The sequence below is a fragment of the Globicatella sanguinis genome, assembly GCF_002847845.2.
Lineage (GTDB): Bacteria > Bacillota > Bacilli > Lactobacillales > Aerococcaceae > Globicatella > Globicatella sanguinis.
In genome coordinates this window covers 107,329-129,810 of sequence record NZ_CP126962.1, presented here as the reverse complement: position 1 = coordinate 129,810, position 22,482 = coordinate 107,329, and the positions used below count along the sequence as shown (strand labels likewise).

General features: G+C 34.7%; 13 protein-coding genes. 1 reads left to right on the top strand and 12 read right to left on the bottom strand.

What is annotated here, in order from left to right; translation table 11 throughout:
* Window positions 1–27: 27 nt before the first annotated feature.
* From pflA to smc, 8 genes are all read right to left on the bottom strand, one after another.
* A complete protein-coding gene (gene pflA / locus CYJ72_RS00500) occupies window positions 28–822 on the bottom strand; it encodes a pyruvate formate-lyase-activating protein (RefSeq protein ID WP_101812989.1) in 795 nt (264 codons plus the stop codon).
* 1,124 nt (window positions 823–1,946) lie between these two features.
* Window positions 1,947–2,453, bottom strand: a complete 507-nt coding sequence (locus CYJ72_RS00495; protein ID WP_101812990.1) for a GNAT family N-acetyltransferase — start codon at window positions 2,451–2,453, stop codon at window positions 1,947–1,949.
* Complete coding sequence (locus tag CYJ72_RS00490; protein WP_284630083.1) at window positions 2,446–4,194, bottom strand: M3 family oligoendopeptidase; 1,749 nt, start codon at window positions 4,192–4,194, stop codon at window positions 2,446–2,448. Before CYJ72_RS00490 ends, CYJ72_RS00495 begins: the two co-directional genes overlap by 8 nt.
* Window positions 4,195–4,465: 271 nt before the next feature.
* Window positions 4,466–5,359: a ZinT/AdcA family metal-binding protein gene (locus CYJ72_RS00485; RefSeq protein WP_284630081.1), complete on the bottom strand. Its 894-nt coding sequence runs from the start codon at window positions 5,357–5,359 to the stop codon at window positions 4,466–4,468.
* A gap of 490 nt (window positions 5,360–5,849) precedes the next feature.
* Window positions 5,850–6,773, bottom strand: a complete 924-nt coding sequence (locus CYJ72_RS00480; RefSeq protein WP_101812992.1) for a metal ABC transporter solute-binding protein, Zn/Mn family — start codon at window positions 6,771–6,773, stop codon at window positions 5,850–5,852.
* A gap of 305 nt (window positions 6,774–7,078) precedes the next feature.
* Complete coding sequence (gene ftsY / locus CYJ72_RS00475; protein WP_071408909.1) at window positions 7,079–8,098, bottom strand: signal recognition particle-docking protein FtsY; 1,020 nt, start codon at window positions 8,096–8,098, stop codon at window positions 7,079–7,081.
* Between the two features lie 14 nt (window positions 8,099–8,112).
* Window positions 8,113–8,922, bottom strand: a complete 810-nt coding sequence (locus tag CYJ72_RS00470; RefSeq protein WP_284630076.1) for a Cof-type HAD-IIB family hydrolase — start codon at window positions 8,920–8,922, stop codon at window positions 8,113–8,115.
* A 24-nt stretch (window positions 8,923–8,946) separates the two neighbouring features.
* Entirely contained in the window at window positions 8,947–12,504 is a 3,558-nt protein-coding gene (gene smc / locus CYJ72_RS00465; RefSeq protein ID WP_101812994.1) for a chromosome segregation protein SMC, read from the bottom strand.
* Window positions 12,505–12,961: 457 nt separating this feature from the next.
* Between smc and CYJ72_RS00460 the strand changes: the two genes are divergently transcribed.
* Complete coding sequence (locus CYJ72_RS00460; RefSeq protein WP_284630073.1) at window positions 12,962–13,897, top strand: diacylglycerol/lipid kinase family protein; 936 nt, start codon at window positions 12,962–12,964, stop codon at window positions 13,895–13,897.
* A 94-nt stretch (window positions 13,898–13,991) separates the two neighbouring features.
* Here CYJ72_RS00460 and recD2 read toward each other — a convergent pair whose 3' ends face one another.
* The 4 genes from recD2 to CYJ72_RS00440 form a co-directional block, all read right to left on the bottom strand.
* Window positions 13,992–16,592 carry an SF1B family DNA helicase RecD2 gene (recD2, locus tag CYJ72_RS00455; protein WP_101812995.1) on the bottom strand — a complete coding sequence of 867 codons (2,601 nt, stop codon included), beginning with the start codon at window positions 16,590–16,592 and terminating at the stop codon, window positions 13,992–13,994.
* Between the two features lie 1,311 nt (window positions 16,593–17,903).
* Window positions 17,904–20,054: an ATP-binding cassette domain-containing protein gene (locus tag CYJ72_RS00450; RefSeq protein ID WP_101812996.1), complete on the bottom strand. Its 2,151-nt coding sequence runs from the start codon at window positions 20,052–20,054 to the stop codon at window positions 17,904–17,906.
* A 136-nt stretch (window positions 20,055–20,190) separates the two neighbouring features.
* A complete protein-coding gene (locus CYJ72_RS00445; protein WP_284630069.1) occupies window positions 20,191–21,708 on the bottom strand; it encodes a sensor histidine kinase in 1,518 nt (505 codons plus the stop codon).
* A 2-nt stretch (window positions 21,709–21,710) separates the two neighbouring features.
* Entirely contained in the window at window positions 21,711–22,412 is a 702-nt protein-coding gene (locus CYJ72_RS00440) for a response regulator transcription factor (protein ID WP_066126449.1), read from the bottom strand.
* Between the last annotated feature and the right edge of the window lie 70 nt (window positions 22,413–22,482).

Sequence of the window (22,482 nt, the reverse complement as noted above, 5' to 3'; positions counted from 1 at the left end):
GCTATCTGATAACAAAGAGTTTCTATTTTAATAACCGGCAAATTCTTTAGGTTTATAATTTAAATATCCCTGGTAACTTTCAGTATTTAAAATACGTTTAGCATTTTCAACCCGGTCAGCTGTAGGCGGTTCGATACCTTCTAGACGGTATTTAATACCTAAAGCTTTATATTTATATACCCCTAATTTATGATAAGGCAATACTTCAAATTTTAACACATTATCTAATGTTGCCACAAAAGCGCCTAATCGCTCTAAATACTCATCATAATCTGTTCTTTCTGGTACTAGTACATGACGAACCCAAACAGGTTGATTAATTTCACTTAAATAACGAGCCAAATCTAAAATATTGTCATTAGGATGTCCCGTTAATTTACGGTGTCCTTCAGGATCGATATGTTTAATATCCAATAAAATTAAATCCGTATACTTCATTAATTCCTGGAAACGACTAAAGAATGGCTCTTTACGTGTAAAAGGAGCCCCACAAGAATCCAAGGTTGTGTTAACACCATTGGCTTTACATATCTTGAAATATTCAATTAGAAAATCAATCTGTAGTAATGGTTCACCACCACTCACAGTCACGCCACCTTTTTCTCCCCAGAAAGCTTGGTATTGAACTGCTTCATCAAACAATTGTTGCGGAGTATACTCTTTTCCTCCTCGTGTATTCCAGGTATCTGGATTATGGCAAAACTCACAACGCATCCGACATCCTTGCATAAAGCTAATAAATCTAATTCCTGGACCGTCCACTGAACCAAAGCTTTCGGTAGAATGAACATGCCCAATGACAGGAGTTACAGTTTCTGTCATCTTAAAATCCTCCTTGTCCTAAACTGTTATTAATAAATGTAATAGTCTTCTATAATTAAATTATATCACATAACGAGATCGCTTCAAGCCTTTTCATTAAATATTTTTATTAAATTAGTACAGTTTAATACCTCTGTTATATTAAAAAAAAGATTGTTCAATACAACTACTTAAACCATTAGAAAATCAAGGGTTTCTTTCTAATAATTAAAGATGACAGATAATTTAGTCATAAATCATAAAATGACTTATCTAAAAATTCGCACGGATATTGGGGAGTGAACTAGAAGTAGGAAATGAAATATTTTATAGTTTGGCTACCCACCCTAGCAAAGCTTGGAGTGAACCAGAAGTAGGAAATAAAGTAGTTTAAGCTCCGTCTAACCTCCTCGGAACAGTTGGCAGAGGGGTAGAAGTAGAAAATATGTTTTATCTTTTGTCTGCTTGTTTAATTGACTTTTCTAATCTGAAAAACTTTAGCCACTCTCCTATTTTATAGCAAAAAAGACCGAACAGAAATAATCAAACCTCCCCTTATTCAGTAGAAACTAAAAAGTAATACTGCTCTTAGGGACCGATTAAACATTTCTGTCCGATCGCTGGACATAAACTTGATAAATTTAGTTAAGATTATTGTTAATTAATTAATAGCGCAGTGGTTGAGTGGCCTCAAACTGCGTCTAAATGAGATTGGGTATAAATATTATAAATTCAATCAACTGATTGCTTGATAATTAAAAGCGCAGTGGTTGAGTGGCCTCAAACGGCGTCTTGAAGTGGCTGGGAATAATCTTGAAAAAATCAGTCAACTTATAGCACGATAATTAAAAGCGCAGTGGTTGAGTGGCCTCAAACTGCGTCTTTCGACTTGTTTGAGGCCTACTCAACTGTGCGGGGGTGGGCCGACGAAGCGAAAATTATTCAATTTTCTACTTCTGGTCCACTCCCAACTGTGCGGGGGTGGACAGACGAAACGAAAATCATTCGATTTTCTACTTCTGGTCCACTCCCAACTGTGCGGGGGTAGACCAACGAAGCGAAAATTATTCAATTTTCAACTTCTGGTCTACTCCCAAATACTATTTTCTGCTTTTCGTTATTTTTATTCTATAAAAAGATCATTATTAAAGGTTTTTGAGCATAATCCAATCAATATCAACTTGATTACCAGCTAAAAAGCGATGTTCTCCTACATGTTCAAAGCCATGGTTTTGATAAAATGCTTTAGCCGCTTCATTATGTTCCCAAACGCCCAACCAAATGCTCTTTTTACCTAAAGCACGGGCTCTGGTTTCAGCTAATTGCATTAATTGTTTACCGTAACCATTGCGCTTATGTTCCTTTAAAACATATATTCTTTGTACTTCTAACGTTTCCTCACCCATTGGTTCTGTTTGAGCATCTTCAATATTAAGTTTTAAATAAGCAACAATCTCTCCATCTGATTCTAGTAAATAAACTTCCGATAAAAGATTTTCTAGTTCTTGTTTTAAAGTGTCTAAATTATATGCTTCTTTAAAATAAAGTGCCAAATTTTCATCAGAAGTATTTTGATGAAAGGTATCCCTGTAGGTTGCAATCGCAACTTCTCTTAGATTAGGTAAGTCGTTAACTTCACATTTTCTAATCATTGGTATCACTTGTCAATTGAATAAACTCTTCAATCATGTTTTCATATTCTTTTAGAGCTGATGCCCAGAAATCTTTGGTTGTCACATCGATACCCATTTTAGCTGCGGTCTCTTCAACAGTCCCAACGGTTGTAGCATAAAGCATCTCACGATACTTTTCAACAAAGCCAGTCGGTTCATTTTGATATTGCACATAAAGACCTTTCGCAAATAATCCCCCAAAGGCATATGGGAAATTATAATAACTTAAACCGGTTGAATAATAGTGTCCTTTACATAACCACATAAATGGATGACGGAATTGAGGGTCTAAACCTTCACCATATGATTGATCTTGGGCTTCCAACATAATCGCTTCTAAATCTTTTGAGAATAAAAATGAATCATGACGTTTTTCAAAAACAGTCGTCTCGAAGATATAGCGTGATAAAATATCGACTACAATTTGCGCTACATCACTAATTAATGATTCCAATAAACCGATTTTTTCCTTATCATTCGCTTCAGCGATAACGGTGTTCATAATGATGTTTTCATTAAAAGTAGAAGCCGTTTCTGCCACTGGCATCGTATAAGAACGATTTAATGGTAAATGTTCCTGAATAATCGAGCCATGATAAGCATGACCTAATTCATGCGCCATGGTGACGACATTACGTAAATTACCGTCAAAGTTCATTAAAATACGTGATTGTTTAATTGGTGTTAAATTCGAACAAAATGCGCCACCTACTTTTCCTTTACGTGGGAATAAATCAACATATTCTTTATCAAAAACTTCAGTCGTCAATTCAGCCAAGTCAGGCGCAAATTTATTAAAATGCTCAACTAAATATTCTTTCATTTCATCAACCGTAAATTTCTTAGCTACTGATTCCCCAATCGGAGCGAATAGTTCATAAAATGGTAATCCATTTGCATAACCTAATAAACCGGCTTTATGTTTAAAATATTTTTGGAATGACGGTAAAGCATCTTTGATAGCAGCGATTAAAGCATCTAAAGTCGCTTTTGACATACGAGATTGTTCCAAAGTCACCTCTAATGCACTCTCATAACCTCTTAAACGAGAAATATCATTGACCTGTGATTTAATATTATTAAGTGCAAAAGCAACTGGTTCTTTAATTGATTCATACATCGCTAATTCCGCTTCATAAGCCGCTTTACGTGTCGCTGAATCATCTGCATAAGCTAAATTACGAATATCACTTAATGTCAAACTTTCACCATTAAATTCCGTTTCAACCGTTGAGGTTAAAAAGCTTTGTAATTGACTCCAAGACTGTCCAGCACTCAAATTCATTGTCGCAATAACTTCTTCAACTTCATCTGATAATAAATGAGTGGCTTGTTGTTTTAGTTCTGCAAATAAAAATTGATACTGTGCCAATTTTTCATCTTGAGTAATATCCGTTTCAATATTACCTAAAAACTTATCGATACGCGCATTGGTTTTGGCATGATTTGACAGCAATTTTCTTAGTTTTGCGATAGCTGTCAAACTTGGTTCATGCGTCGTGTTAGTTGATAATTGCAAACTTGAAAAGGCATAAAGTTTACGTGTTAAATCAGATTGAATCTCTAATAAATCAATGACCTTTTTAATTGTCGATAAATTATCTGTTAATTCCATATTAGACAATTGGTTGAGTGTTTCCTCAAGTTTTGTATAATCTGATTGGTATTCAGGTGTATCATAGCCTAAATATAATTCTTTTAATGACCATTGGCCGTTCATTCAATCACTCCTTCAAAAAAGTTTAGTTCTATTATACATTTTTTTGAAAGAAAAAACATTTTTTAGAATTATTTTACTTAGTTAATGATTAAAAACGGGAGTTGGCCAGAAGTAGAAAATCGTATGATTTTCGTTTCGTCTGGTCACCCCCGTACAGTTGAAAGTTGTCCGTAAGTAAAAAATTGAATGATTTTCGCTTCGTCTGCCTACTCCCATTTAGTTAATCCAATGTAATCATCAACCGTTATATGTTCCTAATGATTCATTAATTTTAATGATTTAATTGATCCGCTAAAATTTGTCCGGCATTCCAATCTGCAGGATAAAATGTTGGCCAATTATCCATCTCTTCTAGCAACTCATCATGACTGATGTCAGCCATATAAATATGATAATGAGTTAAGTCTGGCGTTGGACTAATGTTATGGTCAGAAAATTGGATAGATTGTGGTGCTTCTTCATCGCCAGATTCTTTAGTAAATAAATAACGAACTCCACGATTTCCTTTCTCATAAGTAAGTATTTTATAGCCATCATATTTATAAGTACCTGTTACTGTTTTATCACCAGTGGTAAAACTCATTTGATTATCTTTGATAACAATTTTTTCAACGTCCGTTGTATATCCTGTTTGGTAATAATCTGTATATTCTTCAGCCGACATGGTAGCACCCTCTTTACGTGCCTTCATCTCCATTACTGGTGTTAAGGTACCATCTTCTAAATATGGTAATACAGATTGCCATTCACCTGCCCAATCTTCTAAAGTACGATCTTCAACTTGATCATCTTCAAAATATCCGTTATAAATATTTTGAAGATGATCATATTCTTCTGCTAATTCAGGATGAGCAACTAACTGTTCATCGGCGGCTTTAATTTGTGCCTCGGTTAATTCACTAGCATCTATTTTGTGATAATGGTCGCCATGAATTAAAATATAAGCGTCACCTTCTTTTGCTACAACAGCTGAAGCATCAAATTCAAATTCATGATCGTGGTCGTGCTCGTGATCATGGTCATGATCGTGGTCGTGATGTTCTTCTTCCTCGGACGTTTGCGAACTATTTTCTTCTGCTCTAATCGTCAATGCTGGATGATGCATTAATTCAACACCTGCTACTAATGATAAGATTAACATGCTACTCATTAACTTTTTCTTCAAAATAATCCCTCCTCAAATAATGTAATTATTACTTTTTAGATTTTATGATAATAAAAACGATCTGTCAAGACAAATCGTAATTATTTCTTTTAATTAACATTTTTTGAATTCGTTCTCTCGTTTAAATAAATCATTAACTGACCATTGAGGGTGGTCAAAAATTTGGAAAATTTAGTTAAGATTATTGTTCGTTAATTAATAGCACAGGGGGTGAGTGGCCTCAAACTCTGTGTCTTAATAAGATTGAACATAAATCTAAAAAATTCAGTGCTTATTCATTAGCAGCGCAAGGGGGCTGGGCATAAACTTTGTAAATTTAGTTAAGATTATTGTTCATTAATTAATAGCGCAGTGGTTGAGTGGTCTCAAATGGCGTCTTAACGACTTGTTTGAGACCTACTCAACTGTGCGGGGGTGGGCAGACGAAGCGAAAATTATTTAATTTTCTACTTCTTACCCACTCCCATTTCACTTTTTTCAGCAGAGTAAACTATTTTAAATGTTCAACTAAAGTTTTTAATTGTTGCTCATAATTTTCAAAGAAGGACAAATCATTTTGAGGATCACTTTCTAAGGGATTTAATACTGCGATTTCCACACCGGTACTAGTGGCGATGATTTGGGCTATTTTATCGCTCATATTAGGTTCAACGAAGATTGTCTTAATATTATGCTCCTTAACAAATGCCATCACTTCATTTAATTGTTTGGCGCTTGGTTCTTTTTCTGCAGAAATACCCGTTACCCCAAATTGTTTTAAACCAAAGCGTTCAGCTAAATAATAAAAAGCTGTATGTTGGGTTAAAAAGGTTTTATTATCAAGCTCATTAAACATTGCTTGATATTGTTCGATTAATGCCTCCCCCTCTTTGACCATCTTTTCAGCATTTTGTGTATAAATGTCAGCATTATCAGGATCAATTTGGGCTAATGATTGGGCGATTAATTTGGCTTCATTCCCTACTTCAATTGGATCGAGCCAGGAATGTAAATCATAAGCATTGCCGTGTAAATCGGATTCTTCGCCATGGTCATGACCATCATCCACTGAACATTCTACTGTCTTAAATTCTAAGCCTTCTGATGCTTGTATCATTTGGACAGGGTGACTGCCTTTATTCGCTTCTAAATTTTTAGTCCAAGATTCTAATGACTTAGAATGATAAATAAAAATATCGGCATCATAAATTGCCGCCACATCAGATGCTGATGGTTCAAAACCATGAATGCCTGTTCCTGAATTAATCATTTGTACTTCATGAAGATCGCCAACTACCTCAGAGGTAATGGCATAAATGGGATAAAAACTGGTGACTATCGTCAAGTTATTTTCTGCTGCGTTAACGATTGATGATGGTAGCATTGTACTTAATAACAATAAAATACTACCTAAAAATGTAATCATTCTTTTCATTGTAATACTCCTTGTAAAATATATTTAAAGATTTTTGACTGATGGGAAATCCTTAAAAGCCCGTATATTAATCTTGTAGCTTGGTTGTGGTATCATATTACAGAATAATCTGTCTTAAAAGGTACGACTGGATAACACGATAGCTTTTGTTTAACGAAAAGAATCGTAAAAAATACCATTTTAACTGTCAATCCTATTCTATAATAAATGTTTAAAGTTTCAAAATAAATAAGGTTGAGCAGTACTATTTTTCCTACTCAACCTCATGGTTTAACACAACATAAATTAAATTTTAAGCGAATCGTCTACTGTTGCTCTAAAACATCTTTAATTAATGAGTACATATATTGTTCCGCATCAAATTTTTGTAAATCCGTTGCTTTTTCACCTAAACCGATGTATTTAACAGGTATATCTAACTCATAGCGAATTGAAAGGACAACGCCACCTTTAGCGGTACCGTCTAATTTCGTTAATACTAATCCGGTAATTTCAGTCGCTTCATTAAATTGTTTTGCTTGAATTAACGCATTTTGTCCAGTCGTTGCATCGAGAGCCAGTAAAACTTCTTGTACACCATTAGGGTTTTCACGTTCAATGATGCGCTTAATTTTGGCTAATTCTTGCATCAAATTCGCTTTAGTCTGTAAACGTCCAGCAGTATCCACTAATAAATAATCATAATGTTCTTCATTGGCTTTTTTCACCGCATCAAAAACTACAGAAGCTGGATCACTTTGAGCTTTTCCTGTAACAACAGGAATTCCTAAACGCTCGCCCCAGACATTCAATTGTTCAATCGCACCCGCACGGAAAGTATCAGCGGCAGCTAATAGTACTTTATGCCCCTCTTGTTTTAACTGATAACCAATTTTTCCGACAGAGGTCGTTTTACCCACACCATTGACACCAACGAATAATATAACCGTTGGACCATCTGGATTAAGACGAATATCATTACGCTCCTGGCCATCTTTTTCATAGATTTGCACCATTTTTTCTAACATGACTTGTTTGACATCATTGGCCTTATAGACATTACGGGCTTCTAATTCGTCACGAATTGCGTCCGTTAATGCCATGGTCATTTGAAAACCTACATCCGCACTGATAAAAGCTTCTTCTAGGTCTTCATAAAATTCTTCATCTATTTCTCTAAAGCTACTAAATAAATCATTGATACGATCTGAGAAGTTTTTTCGTGTTTTCTCCATCCCCTTGTCATACGTATCAAAAACGATCTGATCTTCGACGGGTTGTTCTATTTCCTTTATAACAGTATCTTCACCGGTAAAGGCACGACGAATACGGTCAAATAATCCCATGGGAATTCCTCCTTTTATTTGATGAATTGATAAATGGCTTCCGCGACACCATCATGATTATTATCTGCGGTAATGTGATCAGCTTTAGCGGTAACTTGTGGTACAGCATTGCCCATCGCCACTCCAACTCCAGCAAATTCAATCATCGATAAATCATTTTCTTGGTCACCGATTGCCATCACTTCACTTGGTTCAATTTTTAAGTAGTCGGCTAATTCCTTTAAAGTATTTCCTTTAGTAACACCAGGGGCTACAATTTCAAGTAAATTAGTTTGTGACTTAAAAACAGAATATTGACTGACTAACTCTGAAGGCAATTTTAAAATTTGCTCATCTAAATAGTTAGGTTCACAACATACTACAAACTTATTAAATTGATGATCTTTTGAAAAAGTTGCGAAGTCTTGAGTCTTGGCAATAGTCTTTTTACGATTATTAAAATAAATCGACGGATGGTTTTCTGGATAAAACGGTGGCTCATAGACATGTTCAGCATCAATAATATTCAATGGTAATGCCAAATCATTAGTTACATTATACCATTTTTGCATATCGGTTTGCGACAAAGTGTGCTGTTTAATCACTTCTCCATTAGCCGCTTTTTGAACGAGACCGCCGTTAAAGGTAATAATAAAATCCTCCGCTGAATTTAAGCCAATTTCCTCAACAAAATCCTTCATCAATAAATAAGGACGTCCAGTACATAAAACAATCTTCACACCTTGTTGATGCGCATCATGTAATGCTTGAATATTTCTTTTTGAAATATTGCCGTCACTATTTAATAATGTTCCATCTAAGTCAATGGCGATTAATTTAATCATCTTGTTAAGCACTCCTTTTCGCTTCTATTCCTCAATGTTAGCTTCACTCAAACGTACAGAAGCCAATTTCGATACACCTGAACGTTCCATGGTAACACCATATAGTACATCCGCATGTTCCATCGTACCTTTACGGTGCGTAATCACAATAAACTGTGTATTTTCAGTAAATTGTTGTAAATATTCTCCGTATCGATACACATTCGCATCATCCAAGGCCGCTTCTACCTCATCCAATACACAAAATGGTACGGGTTTAGTCTCTAAAATTGCAAATAACAAAGCAATGGCTGTAAAAGCACGTTCGCCCCCCGATAATAAAGCAAGATTTTGCTTACGTTTACCAGGTGGTTGCGCAATAATATCGACCCCAGTTATTAATAAATTGTCAGGATCGGTCAATTCTAATGAAGCTTCCCCGCCTCCAAATAAAGATTTAAAGGTACGTTTAAATTGTTGATTAATTTGATGGAAGGATTCACTAAATCGTTTAATAACTTCCGCATCCATCGCATCCATCGTATCTTGTAATTGTCCCATCGCTGTTAATAAATCTTCTTGTTGTTCTAATAAATAAGTGTAACGCTCATTTAAATTTTCAAAATCTTCAATCGCTGCTAAATTAATCGGTCCTAAATGATCGATTGCTTTTCTTAACTCTTTAACGCGACTGGACACTTCTGAAATAGCTAACTCTGTTTGGGCTTGTTGACTAGCCGCTTCATAACTTAATTGATAATTTTCATTTAAATAATTTAGATGGTTATCAATTAATTCTTTAAATTTCTCAATTTGTGCTTGTAATTTTGCTTGTAATTTAAATTGCGCTTGTTGTTGTTGTTGAATTTTTATCTTCTTATTTTCTAAATCGCGTAAATTTTGATTCCATTCACTACGATTTTGTTTGCTTTGATCAAGCTTTTTCGTATGTTCAACCAACTCATTATTTAAAGTGTCGATTTGAGATTCTACTTCCGTAATGGTTTCTTTCAATTGATTTAAATCTTGCTCACTACTTAATTGATTATTTTGATAATTTTCAATGAATTCGTTTAACTGAACAAGTTGTGCAGAAAGTTGCTCTACTTGAGTCTTAATTTGTCTTAACTCAGATTGTTTAACTGCTTTTTCGGTATTGAGTTGTGACAATTCATGATTTAATTGTTCAATTTTCTTTTGACGGTCTGCTTGCGAGACATTCATTTGTTCTAATTGCTGGGTACCTTCCGCAATCTTTTGCGTCATTAAACGAATTGTTTCTTGCGCTTCGGTTAATTTAGCTTGTGATTGATTGATAAACTGTTCCGCTTCATCAATATCCATTTGTGCTACTTTCAGTTCATTTTGATTAATTTTTACTTGTTGAACAAATTGTTGTAAAGCTTGTTTTTGTTGGTTTACTTCATGGTTAATTTGATTGACTTGATTCAGACTCGCCTCACCATTTTCACGCACGCTCTGTTCCAGACCTTCTATTTGATCAATTTTCTTAATCATTGACTTTTGACTGCTGGTAGCAGTTGCTAATTCTGTTAAGGCCTTTTCTAAGTCTGTTTGACGACTTAGCATCGAGGTTTGTTGGTTGCGTTGACGACCCCCGGTTATGGAGCCACCTGGCATTAAAATATCGCCTTCTAAGGTAACGATTTTTACTTGATGTCTTAATTGTTTAGATAAACTTTGAGCATTGACAATCGTATCCATCACAATGGTATTGCCCAATAAATTCTCTATGATGGCTTGATTAATCTCATCAAATGCTACCAATTGATGACCAATCCCAATATAACCCGCATGGTTTTGTGCCGTTTGCAAATGATAATCCTGAACGGAACGGCCCTTAATATTTGGTCTTGGTAAGAAGGTAGCTCGCCCAGCACGATGGTTTTTCAAATAAGCAATTGCCTTACGTGCAGATTGATCATCTTCAACCACAATGTGTTGTAATGAACCTCCTAAGGCTGTATCAATGGCTAATTGATATTCTGGCTTAACATGGATTAACTCGGCCACCGTGCCATCGATACCACCAATATCTTTAGCATGTTGCATCACAAATTTAACGCCACCATAATAGCCATCATATTGCTCTTGCATTTGTTTTAATGAGTTAACACGTACATTCAAGGTATTGACTTGCCGTTCGATTGCAAATAATTCTTTTTGAATTTGATTGCGTTTCTGTTGTAGGGCTTGCCATTCTTGTTGCAGTGATTGATGATGTTCATTTTGCGTTTTTTGGGTTGCCTCTTTTAATTCGAGTGATGTTTCTAATTCTTTTAATTCCGTTTCACTGGAGGCTAATGTTTCTTTTAACATTTGGTGTTTATTTTTGGCACGTTTCAAACGCATCGTTTGTTGTTCAATTTGTTGTTCTAATAGGTTCACTTCATTTTTGGCACTTGCTTCAGATTGATAAAATTGAATCATTTCACCTCTTAGTGTTTCAACCTGATCATCCGATAAACCAGCTGCCATTTTTCTATCTGATTCAAGCTGACTAATTTTATCTGTTAATTGTTCAATTTCGGTTTCAAGCGTCACTTTAGACGTACTTTGTTTTGCTAAGTCCTCTTGAATACGTTCTTTTTGAACCAATTGATTTTCAAATTGTAAAGTTTTTTCATCTGTATTGGCCTGATTGAATTGCAGTTCCTGTTGGAGCATCTGATATTTTGCTTTGGCTTGTTCAACCTTTCGAACGAGTTCTTGATGAGTTTCATTTTCACGGTCAATTGAGATTAATAAATCGTCCAACATTTGTTGTTGTTCAATGATCGTTTCCGATAAATTGGTCAATTCTTCCTCATCCAATTGAATAGCTTGGTCGACATTGGATAACTTCTCTTGAGCTTCATCCCATTTTATTCGATTTTGTTCAATTTGATGGGTATACAATGATATTTCTAAACTAGACAGTTCTTCTTGGTACGTTTGATATTTCAAAGCAGTTTCGCGCTGTTTTTTTAGGGGCTTAATTTGGCCTTCTAATTCATGAATAATATCTTTAACACGGCTTAAATGATCCTCAGATTTAATCAATTTACGTTCCGCTTCGGCTTTACGAAACTGATACTTTTGCACGCCAGCGGCTTCCTCAAAGATAGCTCGTCGCTCTTCTGGTTTATTTAGAAAAATACTTTCGACTTTTCCTTGAGAAATCATCGCAAAACTATTTTTTCCTAATCCAGAGTCTAAAAGTAAGTCGACAATATCTTTTAGTCGTACGGACTCATTATTAATATAATAATTACTTTCACCATTACGATTATAACTTCTGGTAATACTAATCTCACTAAAATCATAATCTAGATAGCGATCCTCATTATTCAGCACTAAGGTAACTTTAGCTAGGTTAACAGCCTTACGATCTTGGGTTCCGTTAAAAATGACGTCTTCCATTTTAGAACCACGCAAACTCTTAGCAGATTGCTCTCCTAAAACCCAACGAATGGCTTCAGAAAGATTACTTTTACCACTCCCATTAGGCCCCACAACAGCAGTTAATCCTTTGTCAAATTCAATGACTGTTTTATCGGCAAATGATTTAAACCCAGTCATTTCAACACGTGCTAAATACATGATATCACCTCCAATTTTTTCAAATTTCAATCTAGGTTATTATAACATAAATGCAATGACTTCACACTATTAGAGATAGGAGAAATGTTGAGATAAACCTTTAACCACTATCCCTTCTCGCCTCCCTCATCACTGCCTGCCACTAATAAATCTCAAATACTCTTAAAAATTTCTACTGATAAAATAATTGGATCATGCCTCATCAACCTCCTTTTCTCAAATACTCTTAAAAAATGACTACTGGTAAAATTTTCGCGGCTCTTATAATGACAGCTTAAGTTCAATAGTTTAGCCTACTTCATAAACTTTAATTAGAGCTAGCATCACGCTCGTAGCTCATATAATGATGGTTTAAGTTCTTTAGTTTATCGCTTGATTTATGATGGTTTTCTTGCATATTAACCATAATCTTGTATACTTTAAATTAGGAAACTGAAGAAAGTTGAGAGGGAATCAGATGAATCATCTATATATTATCGCCAATATTCAAGCTGGATCCGGCAATGGTGCCGACGTATTAAATCAAGCTCAAGACTACTTAAGAAAATTTCGTGCTCCTTTCATTACACTAACGACAGAATATAAAGGACATTCAATTGAATTAACCCAACAAATTTTAGCTAAAGCTGAACAACGAACAATTGATACGATTATTGTAGTAGGTGGTGATGGGACCCTACATGAAGTTGTAGCCACTTTAAAAAAAGCTAAGCAAACCATCCCCATCATCTATTTAGCCGCCGGTACTGGCAATGATTTTAAACGAACGTGGTCGCCAAATGCTTCGGTAGAATCTACATTACAAAAGTACTTGTTTCATAGACAAATCACGACAGTCACAATATTTGAATCGTATAATCATCTCACAAAAAATACGGATATTGTATTAAATAGTTTAGGTTTTGGTCTTGATGGTAAAGTTATTTATGAAGTCAATACAACGCCTCAAGATGCATTTTTCCATCAATTTCTTAACGGAAAATTTTCCTACTTGGTTAATGTCTTTAAAGCTGTTAGAAAATTAGACCATTTTGATGTGCACTTAACAGTTGATAATCAAACAATAGAGTTTGAGAACTGTCAGTTAATTTCGTTAATGAATTCACCCTATTTAGGTGGTGGTATTCAGCTATCCAATGATATCAAAGCCGATGAAAAGATTATCAATGTTGTTGCTATTAAAAATGTTAAGCCCATTAACTTAATCAAATTAATGTGGCAAATATTAGTCAGCAAAACCACACCGGCCGCTGAACACTATTTTTACACAAAAGGTGAAAAAGTAACGATTCAAATTGAAGAACCGATTCTTAGTCAAGTCGATGGTGAACTGCTTAATAAAGATCAAGCACATTTGACCTTGACTTTAACTGAATATCCATTTTACCTTTAATAGAAAAATGAAACTTGCTTCTCCTGGCTTTATGACCTTTTCAGCACCTTCTGTTGCTAATTGAGTCACGCTAGTTTGAAACAAGTTTCTTTTTTTAATTTGTTTTCATAAAATCATAAGGCGAGAGGTTCTCCATACCAATCATTGGGTCAATTAACCAAATCGTTTCTTCCGTTAATTCATTTAAATTAAGCCTTGGCTCTTCATCAGAAACTAACGCTTTTTGGGAATTGTCCTCATCAGTTGTTAAACCTTGATGATGTTTGGCTTCTAGCGAATCTGAATGCGCATGCTCTTCTGATTTAAGCTTTGTATCATCAATTGTTGGAGGTGTTAAAGTTAATTGTTCAAGCGTATCTACTGTATTTTCATTATGTTGACCATTAGGTGTAGCTGTTTCAGATGGAATGGTTAATAAATTCCCTTCTTCATCTTCATACGCTACCGTTTCATTGGCAAATTTTATTTTTAATAAGTCATTTAAAAATGTTTGTCTCGGAATGATATTAGCAGTAGTCGCTTTATAAAAACTATTAGGATTGCCGACCATTACTAAACTGGTCTTCGCCCGAGTGATAGCTGTATAAAGAAGGTCCCTTCTCAACATCCTTGAATACATATCAACCAATGGGAGAATAACTAAGGGATATTCACTCCCTTGTGATTTGTGAATTGAACAACAGTAAGCTAAAGTTAATTGATCTAAATCACTACGCTTATAAGTTAATTCACGTTCATCAAAGGAAACAATGATCTCTTCTACATTTGAATCTGTTTCTGCCCCGGTCATGATAGCTGTTATTTTACCAATATCACCATTATACACATCGGCTTCAGCATTATTAACTAATTGTAAGACCTTATCGCCTACTCTAAACACCGTATCGAAATATTGAATTTCTCTTTTACCTTTTTTAGCCGGATTCATAATGGCTTGTAATTGAGTATTTAATTCATTAATACCGGCTGCTCCTTTATACATCGGGGCCAGCACTTGCATATTAGTGCCATCAAAATGTTTATTTTGGGCTTTCGCAACAATTGTTTGCACGACTTGTGCTACTTGGTCGGGTTGACAACGAATAAAAGAACGATCATTTTGCTTTTCTAAAAAGTTATCCGGTAAAGCACCATTCTTAATACTATGGGCTAATTCAACAATTGTACTGCCCTCGTTTTGCCGATAAATGGTATTGAGTTGAATCGTAGGTAAACATTTAGAGTCTATTAAGTCATTAAAAACTTTCCCTGGACCTACTGATGGCAGTTGGTCTTTATCTCCTACGAAGACTACTTGCATATTATATGGTACTGCTTGCAGTAACCAATTCATTAACCAAGTATCGACCATCGACATCTCGTCTACTATCAAAAGATTGCCTTCTAACTCTTCTTGGGCTGAAAAGTCTTCATAATCAGAATCGCGATTGAATCCCAACATACGATGAATGGTCATCGCAGGTAAATCTGTCATCTCATTCATTCTTTTTGAAGCTCTTCCCGTAGGTGCCGCTAATAATATCGGGGCAAAATCTGGTTTATGTTTCAAATCTTCTAATGAATACTCATGTAAGGTAGCATGAAGATGAATCAATCCTTTAACAAGCGTTGTTTTCCCTGTTCCAGGACCACCGGTAATAATAGACATTGGTGAATTAATCGCCAATTTTAACGCCCTTTGTTGTTGTTCATCGTATTGAATGGCATTTAACTCCATCACTTCCGCTAATGCTGAATCAATATCCGCTTCATCAAAATAATCAGTCATTGAATATTGTAAATGATTTGATAATTTAGACACAATGCCAACCTCAGCGTAATATAAACTGGGTATCATAATGCCTTCAGCTAAATTCATTAAGCGTTTTTCTAAAATCGCTTTGTCTAAGGCTAAATTCATTAAACTGTCATCTAATAAAAAAGGACGAGCACTTTCTAACATTTCCCGACTCTTCATTAAACAAGCCTCGCGCTCAACATAGGTATCGCCATTATTATTACAGTGTTCATTAACGACCGTATAAATGCCGGCGATGATGCGATCCACAGAATCCGCTTCAAATCCTAATTTTTCAGCCAAATTATCGGCTTTATTAAAGCCAATCCCCTCAATGGATTCAACCAGCTCATAGGGATTTTCCTTAATCTTTTCAATCGCTGAACTTTTATATTTTTGATAAATCTTATCTGCTAATTTAGGACTAAAGCCCCACTCAAATAATTGCATAAACACGCGCTCAGTGCCTTGGTGTTTGAGTAAGTTTTCTCTTAAAGAAACTTGAACTTTTTGGTTTAAACCTTTGACCTTTTTCAAAGCATTAGGATCCGCAACAATAATATCAATGGCATCCATACCTAATGCATCCACGATATTTTTAGCCAGCTTAATCCCAATACCAGGGAACCGTTCACTAGATAAATAATCAATTAAACCTTGCTCTGAGGTAGGGGCTAATTGTTGATAACGCGTCACAGCGAATTGTTCACCGTACTTTGGATGGTTTGTAAAATGGCCATAGAACTCATAATTCGTATCATAATGTAGTGTCGCAAATTGACCGGTAATAACTAATTCTTCTGCTGTCAAAGCATTTGACAATTCATCGTCTACGTTAATACGAACCACTTTATATAAATTACTTGGGTTTTCAAAATAAATAGCGTCTATTGTCCCAACAATTAATACTTCGTCCATCATGCACCTCCTCATATAAGCCATATTATAACATATCTATTAGTAAAATTAAGAAAGAAATATTTTTGGATTGCCTAAGAAGTAACAATTCGATTATTTTTGGCTTCGTCACTCCAGACACAAGCCCATGAGTATCTCTTAACCTAGGAATTAGGACACAGATTGAGACCACTCATCACCGTTTATCATTTAAACCTATTTAACTTCTGTCGTTCTTTTTCCACTAAATATTTATAGCCTATTTATTATGAGTCCACACAAAAAGTTGTAGAGCCTATATGTTTAGCAAAATATTGGTATTACAAATGCTGATTAGATAAAAAATAGAGGCTGGACAAAAACTTTTTAAATTCTGTTCAGCCATATCTATTTAATTCAAAGCGCAGTGGTTGAGTGGTCTCAAACTGCGTCTTAACGAGATTGAACATAATCTTGAAAAATCCAGTCAAGTCATTGCTCGATACTTAAAAGCGCAGTGGTTGAGTGGTCTCAACCTGCGTCTTGCGACTTGTTTGAGGCCTACTCAACTGTGCGGGGGTGGACAGACGAAGCGAAAATTATTCAATTTCTACTTCTGGTCCACTCCCAACTGTGCGGGGGTAGGCCGACGAAGCGAAAATTGTTCAATTTTCTACTTCTGGTCTACTCCCAACTGTGCGGGGGTGGGCAGACGAAGCGAAAATTATTTAATTTTCTACTTCTTGCCCACTCCCCAAAAATTCTGTGATCCACACCAATTGACAAAGAGCCAACTCCGTGACCTACACCATTTAAAAAGAACCATTATTACCCTCTAATACTGATTACATTGGACCTAGCATCTGCCCTACAAATATGATGAGCGGCAGTATTAAAATTAAAAGTAGATTTAACACTATAAATAACCCGTCATTTTCTTTAATCCCCAATATTAAACCTACCAGGCCAATCATTGGGCAGATAAAGATAGAAACCAGTCCAGTTGGTCTTAGATTAGTGTAAGTTTCAAAGATGTCTATTGGCAGTAAGTAATAAATCAACAAAATTTGCTATTCCCAGTAGAAACATTTTCCTACTTAAATTCTTCATAAAACATCCGCCATTATTTAAATTATCTTCTCTCTCTACAATACAATTTTAATTAAACTTTTCTTCAAATTTGTCAGTATAAATGATTGCGATGATGATATCAACAAGGTTCAGTTAAAATACAAAACCATTGCTTGTCTTCCCTGATGGAGTCACAAATTAAATAATTAAGGGCTAATCCTTTCAAAATACAATTCACCTCTTGAAAAAACTCTCAATTTATTCATGGAAAGCTTTTGCATTTTATTTTCCTAATAAAGAGTTATACAATTGTTTTTCTTTCACTCTGGTAACATTCCATATTAGCGCAACCAGTAAACATATGTTGACTAAATAAAATAATGTCGCAATCACAACGGGATTAAATAATTGATTGATGCCATTTAAATATAATGTATTTTTAAAGTGAATTAAATAGATGACGCTTGATAAGATATACGCTACTACAAAACCAATGTAAAACAAAATTAAGTGTTCGTAGATGAGTATCCGTTGAACTTCACCACGTGAATAACCTAAACTAAATTGTATCGCCAATTGGTCGGTATGTTTCTTAAAACATTGACGATTAAACAGACTTAATAATAAACCTAATATTAAAGATACTAAGCTAGAAATACCAATTAATATAATTTTCTCCCTTTGATAATCTTCAGCGATTGTTCCGTTTTTAAAACTATATTGACTTAATTGAACGTATTGAGGAAATAATCTTTCTAATTCTTCCGTAATTACTTGCTGATCAGCATCAGATTCTAACTCAATAATCATGGTGGCATAACCTGATCCATAAGCTTTTTCAAATTCCTCAAATGAATTGAACATTTCAACAGTACTATTTCCCTTCACCAATCCACTCGAATTATACATCATCTTTAACGAATTATAATAATCCATCAGATTATCTCTTTCAATATTAATAAGAAAATGACTCCAAGGAACATAGATAGGAAAGTACAGGTCACTTGTATTAGCAGTATCTAAATGATAAACACCAGAAATAATGTAATCACTCTTTTTGACATCCAATTGATTATCTACTGCAACGGTCTCAAAAGAGACGGTTTCTCCCACCACTTTATTATAATCTTGATGTTGGAAATAAGATTGGATAAATATATCTGGTACTAAAATTTGGTTAGAATCATCATCTGGGTATTCCCCTTCAATAATGGTTAACTTTTCGGGATTAAAGCTGCTACTGGATTGTTTGGGTATCGTGAGCATTTTAAAGCCAAAACCAATATAAAATTCGCCCTTTTTATATTTAAATTGATCTTTTATTTGGTCGGATAATTGATCTTGATTATAGATTAAATTTAATCCATAACCATCACGATCTTTTTCTAAAAATAAATTCTTATCAGTATTATCGACTGATTTGACTCCTTTGATATTTTTTACAATATCAATATCTTCGTCAGAAAAGTATAGTTTAGATCCATCCGAAAGTTTTGACGTTGTTCCTTTACCAAGCAACACCCTTTGAGCATTGGGAATTAATTCCCCCGTATCAATTACAATCGTATTTTCAGTTACCGTTGTAAAAAGGCGTTCAAAACGATTGGTTATGCGACTAAATTGAAAACTAAACAGCATAAATAATAGCGAAAACACCACTGCTACTGGAATTAACATTAAAATATTTTCAAGTTTCTTGGCTTCTAACAGTGAACATGCTTGTAAATAAGGTGTTTTCTTGACAATGTTTGCTTTTTTACACGTTTCAGCAATAGGTTGTGTCGCCTCATCACTAGATTTAATTTTAACGATTTTCTGGTTTTTAAACTGAAATATATCATCCGAATTTTCAATAATGGACATATTATTACTTAAGATAATAATCGTTAACCCTTTTGCCTTTAAATGATGAATATATTGCATTAAATATTGAATGTTATTCAACTCTAAGCCATTAGTCGGTTCATCTAATAATAAGATTTTGGGTTTAAGTAACAGTGATCGAGCAATGGCTAGTTTCATTCTTTCAGAGGTACTTAGCTCCGAAACCCTTTTATGTTTTACATCTTCTAAAGATAAGGTAACAAGTTGTTCATTAATCTCTTCTTCAGGAAAAAAACCTAATTTTGCCAAGTTATCCCACACTGTCATTAAATCATTTAATTTCTGTTTCTGGTAAACAATTTGCATCTCCTGATTCCTGACACGGTGCCAATCTTCTTCAGAAAAATCATGAACATTTTGATCGAAAAGTAAATAATCCCCTTCAAAATCACTGTCTAACCCAAATAAGATTCCCAATAAGTTATCTTTTTGAGCTTCATCGTCATAATAAATTGTATATATTTTACCAGGGGATTTAATGGAAAAACTAGCGCTATCCAAAAGTAGCGTTTCTTTTTCAGTTTTTGTTACTTTTCGAAATTCAATCATGTTCTTACCCCTTTTTAAAAAGCAATTTCAAATCAATTATAACCTAAATAAATAATTGAACAATAACTTTTGATAAATAAAATAAATGAAATCACTTCCACTTATATTTTAACAGAAAGTTATTGTTCACAAGATACTATAATGTTTTTCGAATTGCTTTTTGTTTACTCTTATAAATTTGACGTTGGTCGGTTAAGATTGGAAATGTGACATAAAAAATAGAGCCATGACCTAGTGCACTTTCGACTTTAATTGAGCCCTTGTAGCTTTTTACTAATTGTTGAGCAATACTTAAGCCGAGTCCATTACCACCTTTATCACGCGATCGTGCTTTATCAACACGGTAAAATCGGCTAAAAACGCGCTCTTTGTCTTCTTCAGACATTCCTTCCCCAAAATCTTGAACGGCAATTTCAATTTCGGAAAGACTAGTACTGACTGAAAGATGGATTTCTTTACGGTCTTGACTATATTTGACAGCATTATCAATCAAAATAATGAGCAGTTGCTCAAAGTGATTACGAAACATTTTAATATACAAATCATCAGGATTCTTTTCACTATCTAAGTAAAAATTAAATTCTGGGTAAAGCATCACAAAATTGCTGTGAATCTGTCTGATGGTCGAATAGACCTCCGTAATTTCGTCTTTATAATCCATTTCTGCGTGATCGGCCCTCATCAAATCAAGCATTTCTTGCACAAGGCCCTTCATCCTTGATATTTCTTGTAAAGAAGCAGAAATCGACTCTTCTAATATTTCTGGATCATCCTTGCCCCATCGATTTAATAATTTTAAATGGCCTTCCACTATTGCGACCGGTGTTCTTAACTCGTGAGAAACATCTTCTACGAATTGTTTTTGATTTCTGACATACAAATCGATTTTATCTAGCATACGATTAATATGTAAAGTCAAATCACTCCATTCATCCGTCGAACGTGGGCGTCGCATGCGCATTTCAGATAAATTTTCTTCTTCTACCAAATCTAAAGCATTATTTAAATAATTTAGCGGTCGTAAAAATAGACGCGATAATACAAAGGCAACTAAAGCTGCTACCAATAACAGCACGAGTATTGAAATAAAAAAGATATGTCTTTGATTCTTTTCCAGTTCAATTAAGGCTCGTGGTTGCACAATATATTCTAGGACACCTAAATTTTCTCCTGTTTGGGTCGAACGGATTGTAGTACGACCAACATAACTGAGGACATCTTTGATTTGAGTTTCCACTAATTGTTTGTTACTCTCTACCGTTGGGACATCCAAATGTCTATTGCTGAAGATTAATTGATTGCGCTCATTAAATAAGCGTATTGTTAAATCATCATTTAAACCGGTGCTAATATACTGGTACAATTCTTTCGAGATGTTTTGTGATTGTTGATTGTTATTAAGTGGTTTATTATCTAAATCAGTACTGGATGGTCTTTGATATAGGTGATCAAAGGCTTGAATATATTCAGTCATGCGGTCAAAATTTTCTTGATAAACGGCTTTGATCGCTGAGCGTTGTTCTTGATGATAATAATAATAATTAAAATTTAAGGTCGTTAACGCGACAACAAAGAAACCTAAAAATAATAAAACGCCCCATTTCCATTTTAGGGAAATGGGTTGTTCTCTTTTAAACCATTTTCTAATATTCATCTTTACGTTCTCATAACATAACCAGTACCACGAACTGTTTGAATATAACTTTCCTTATTTGGTAAGTCAATTTTATTACGTAAGTAACGGATATAAACATCCACCACATTGGTTTCCACTTCTGATTTATATTCCCAAACTTCATCTAATAAAACTTCACGTGACATTACCATATTCAAGTTTTCCATTAAGAATAATAATAATTCATATTCACGTTTAGTCAGATCAATTACTTCATCACCACGACGCACAATCCGATTAGCTTTTTCGATGACTAAATCACGATAGGTAACCGTCGGTTGTTGAGGTGAACGTTGTTCCTCTTCTGATTCAATTCGACGGAATAATGCACGTAAACGAGCCAATAGTTCTTCAATCGCAAATGGTTTTACGATATAATCATCCGCCCCTTGATCTAAACCAGATACACGGTCCATAACAGAATCACGGGCAGTCATAATAATAATTGGCGTATCTTTTACTGGTCGAATACGACGACATACTTCAAGGCCGTTTAATTCTGGTAACATTAAGTCTAATAATATAACATCCCAATCTTCTTCTAAGGCTGCTTCTAATCCACTGCGACCATCATTACAAATTTTGGTCTCGTAGCCTTCATGTTGTAATTCTAAGTCAACAAAGCGTGCAAGATTCTTTTCATCTTCAATAATTAAAACACGTTGTTTTTTATCTTCAGACATACTATGTCCTCCTTATCAATTTTTAATCTCTTCGTCTTTATATTACACAAATTTGTAGCAAAATTCCACC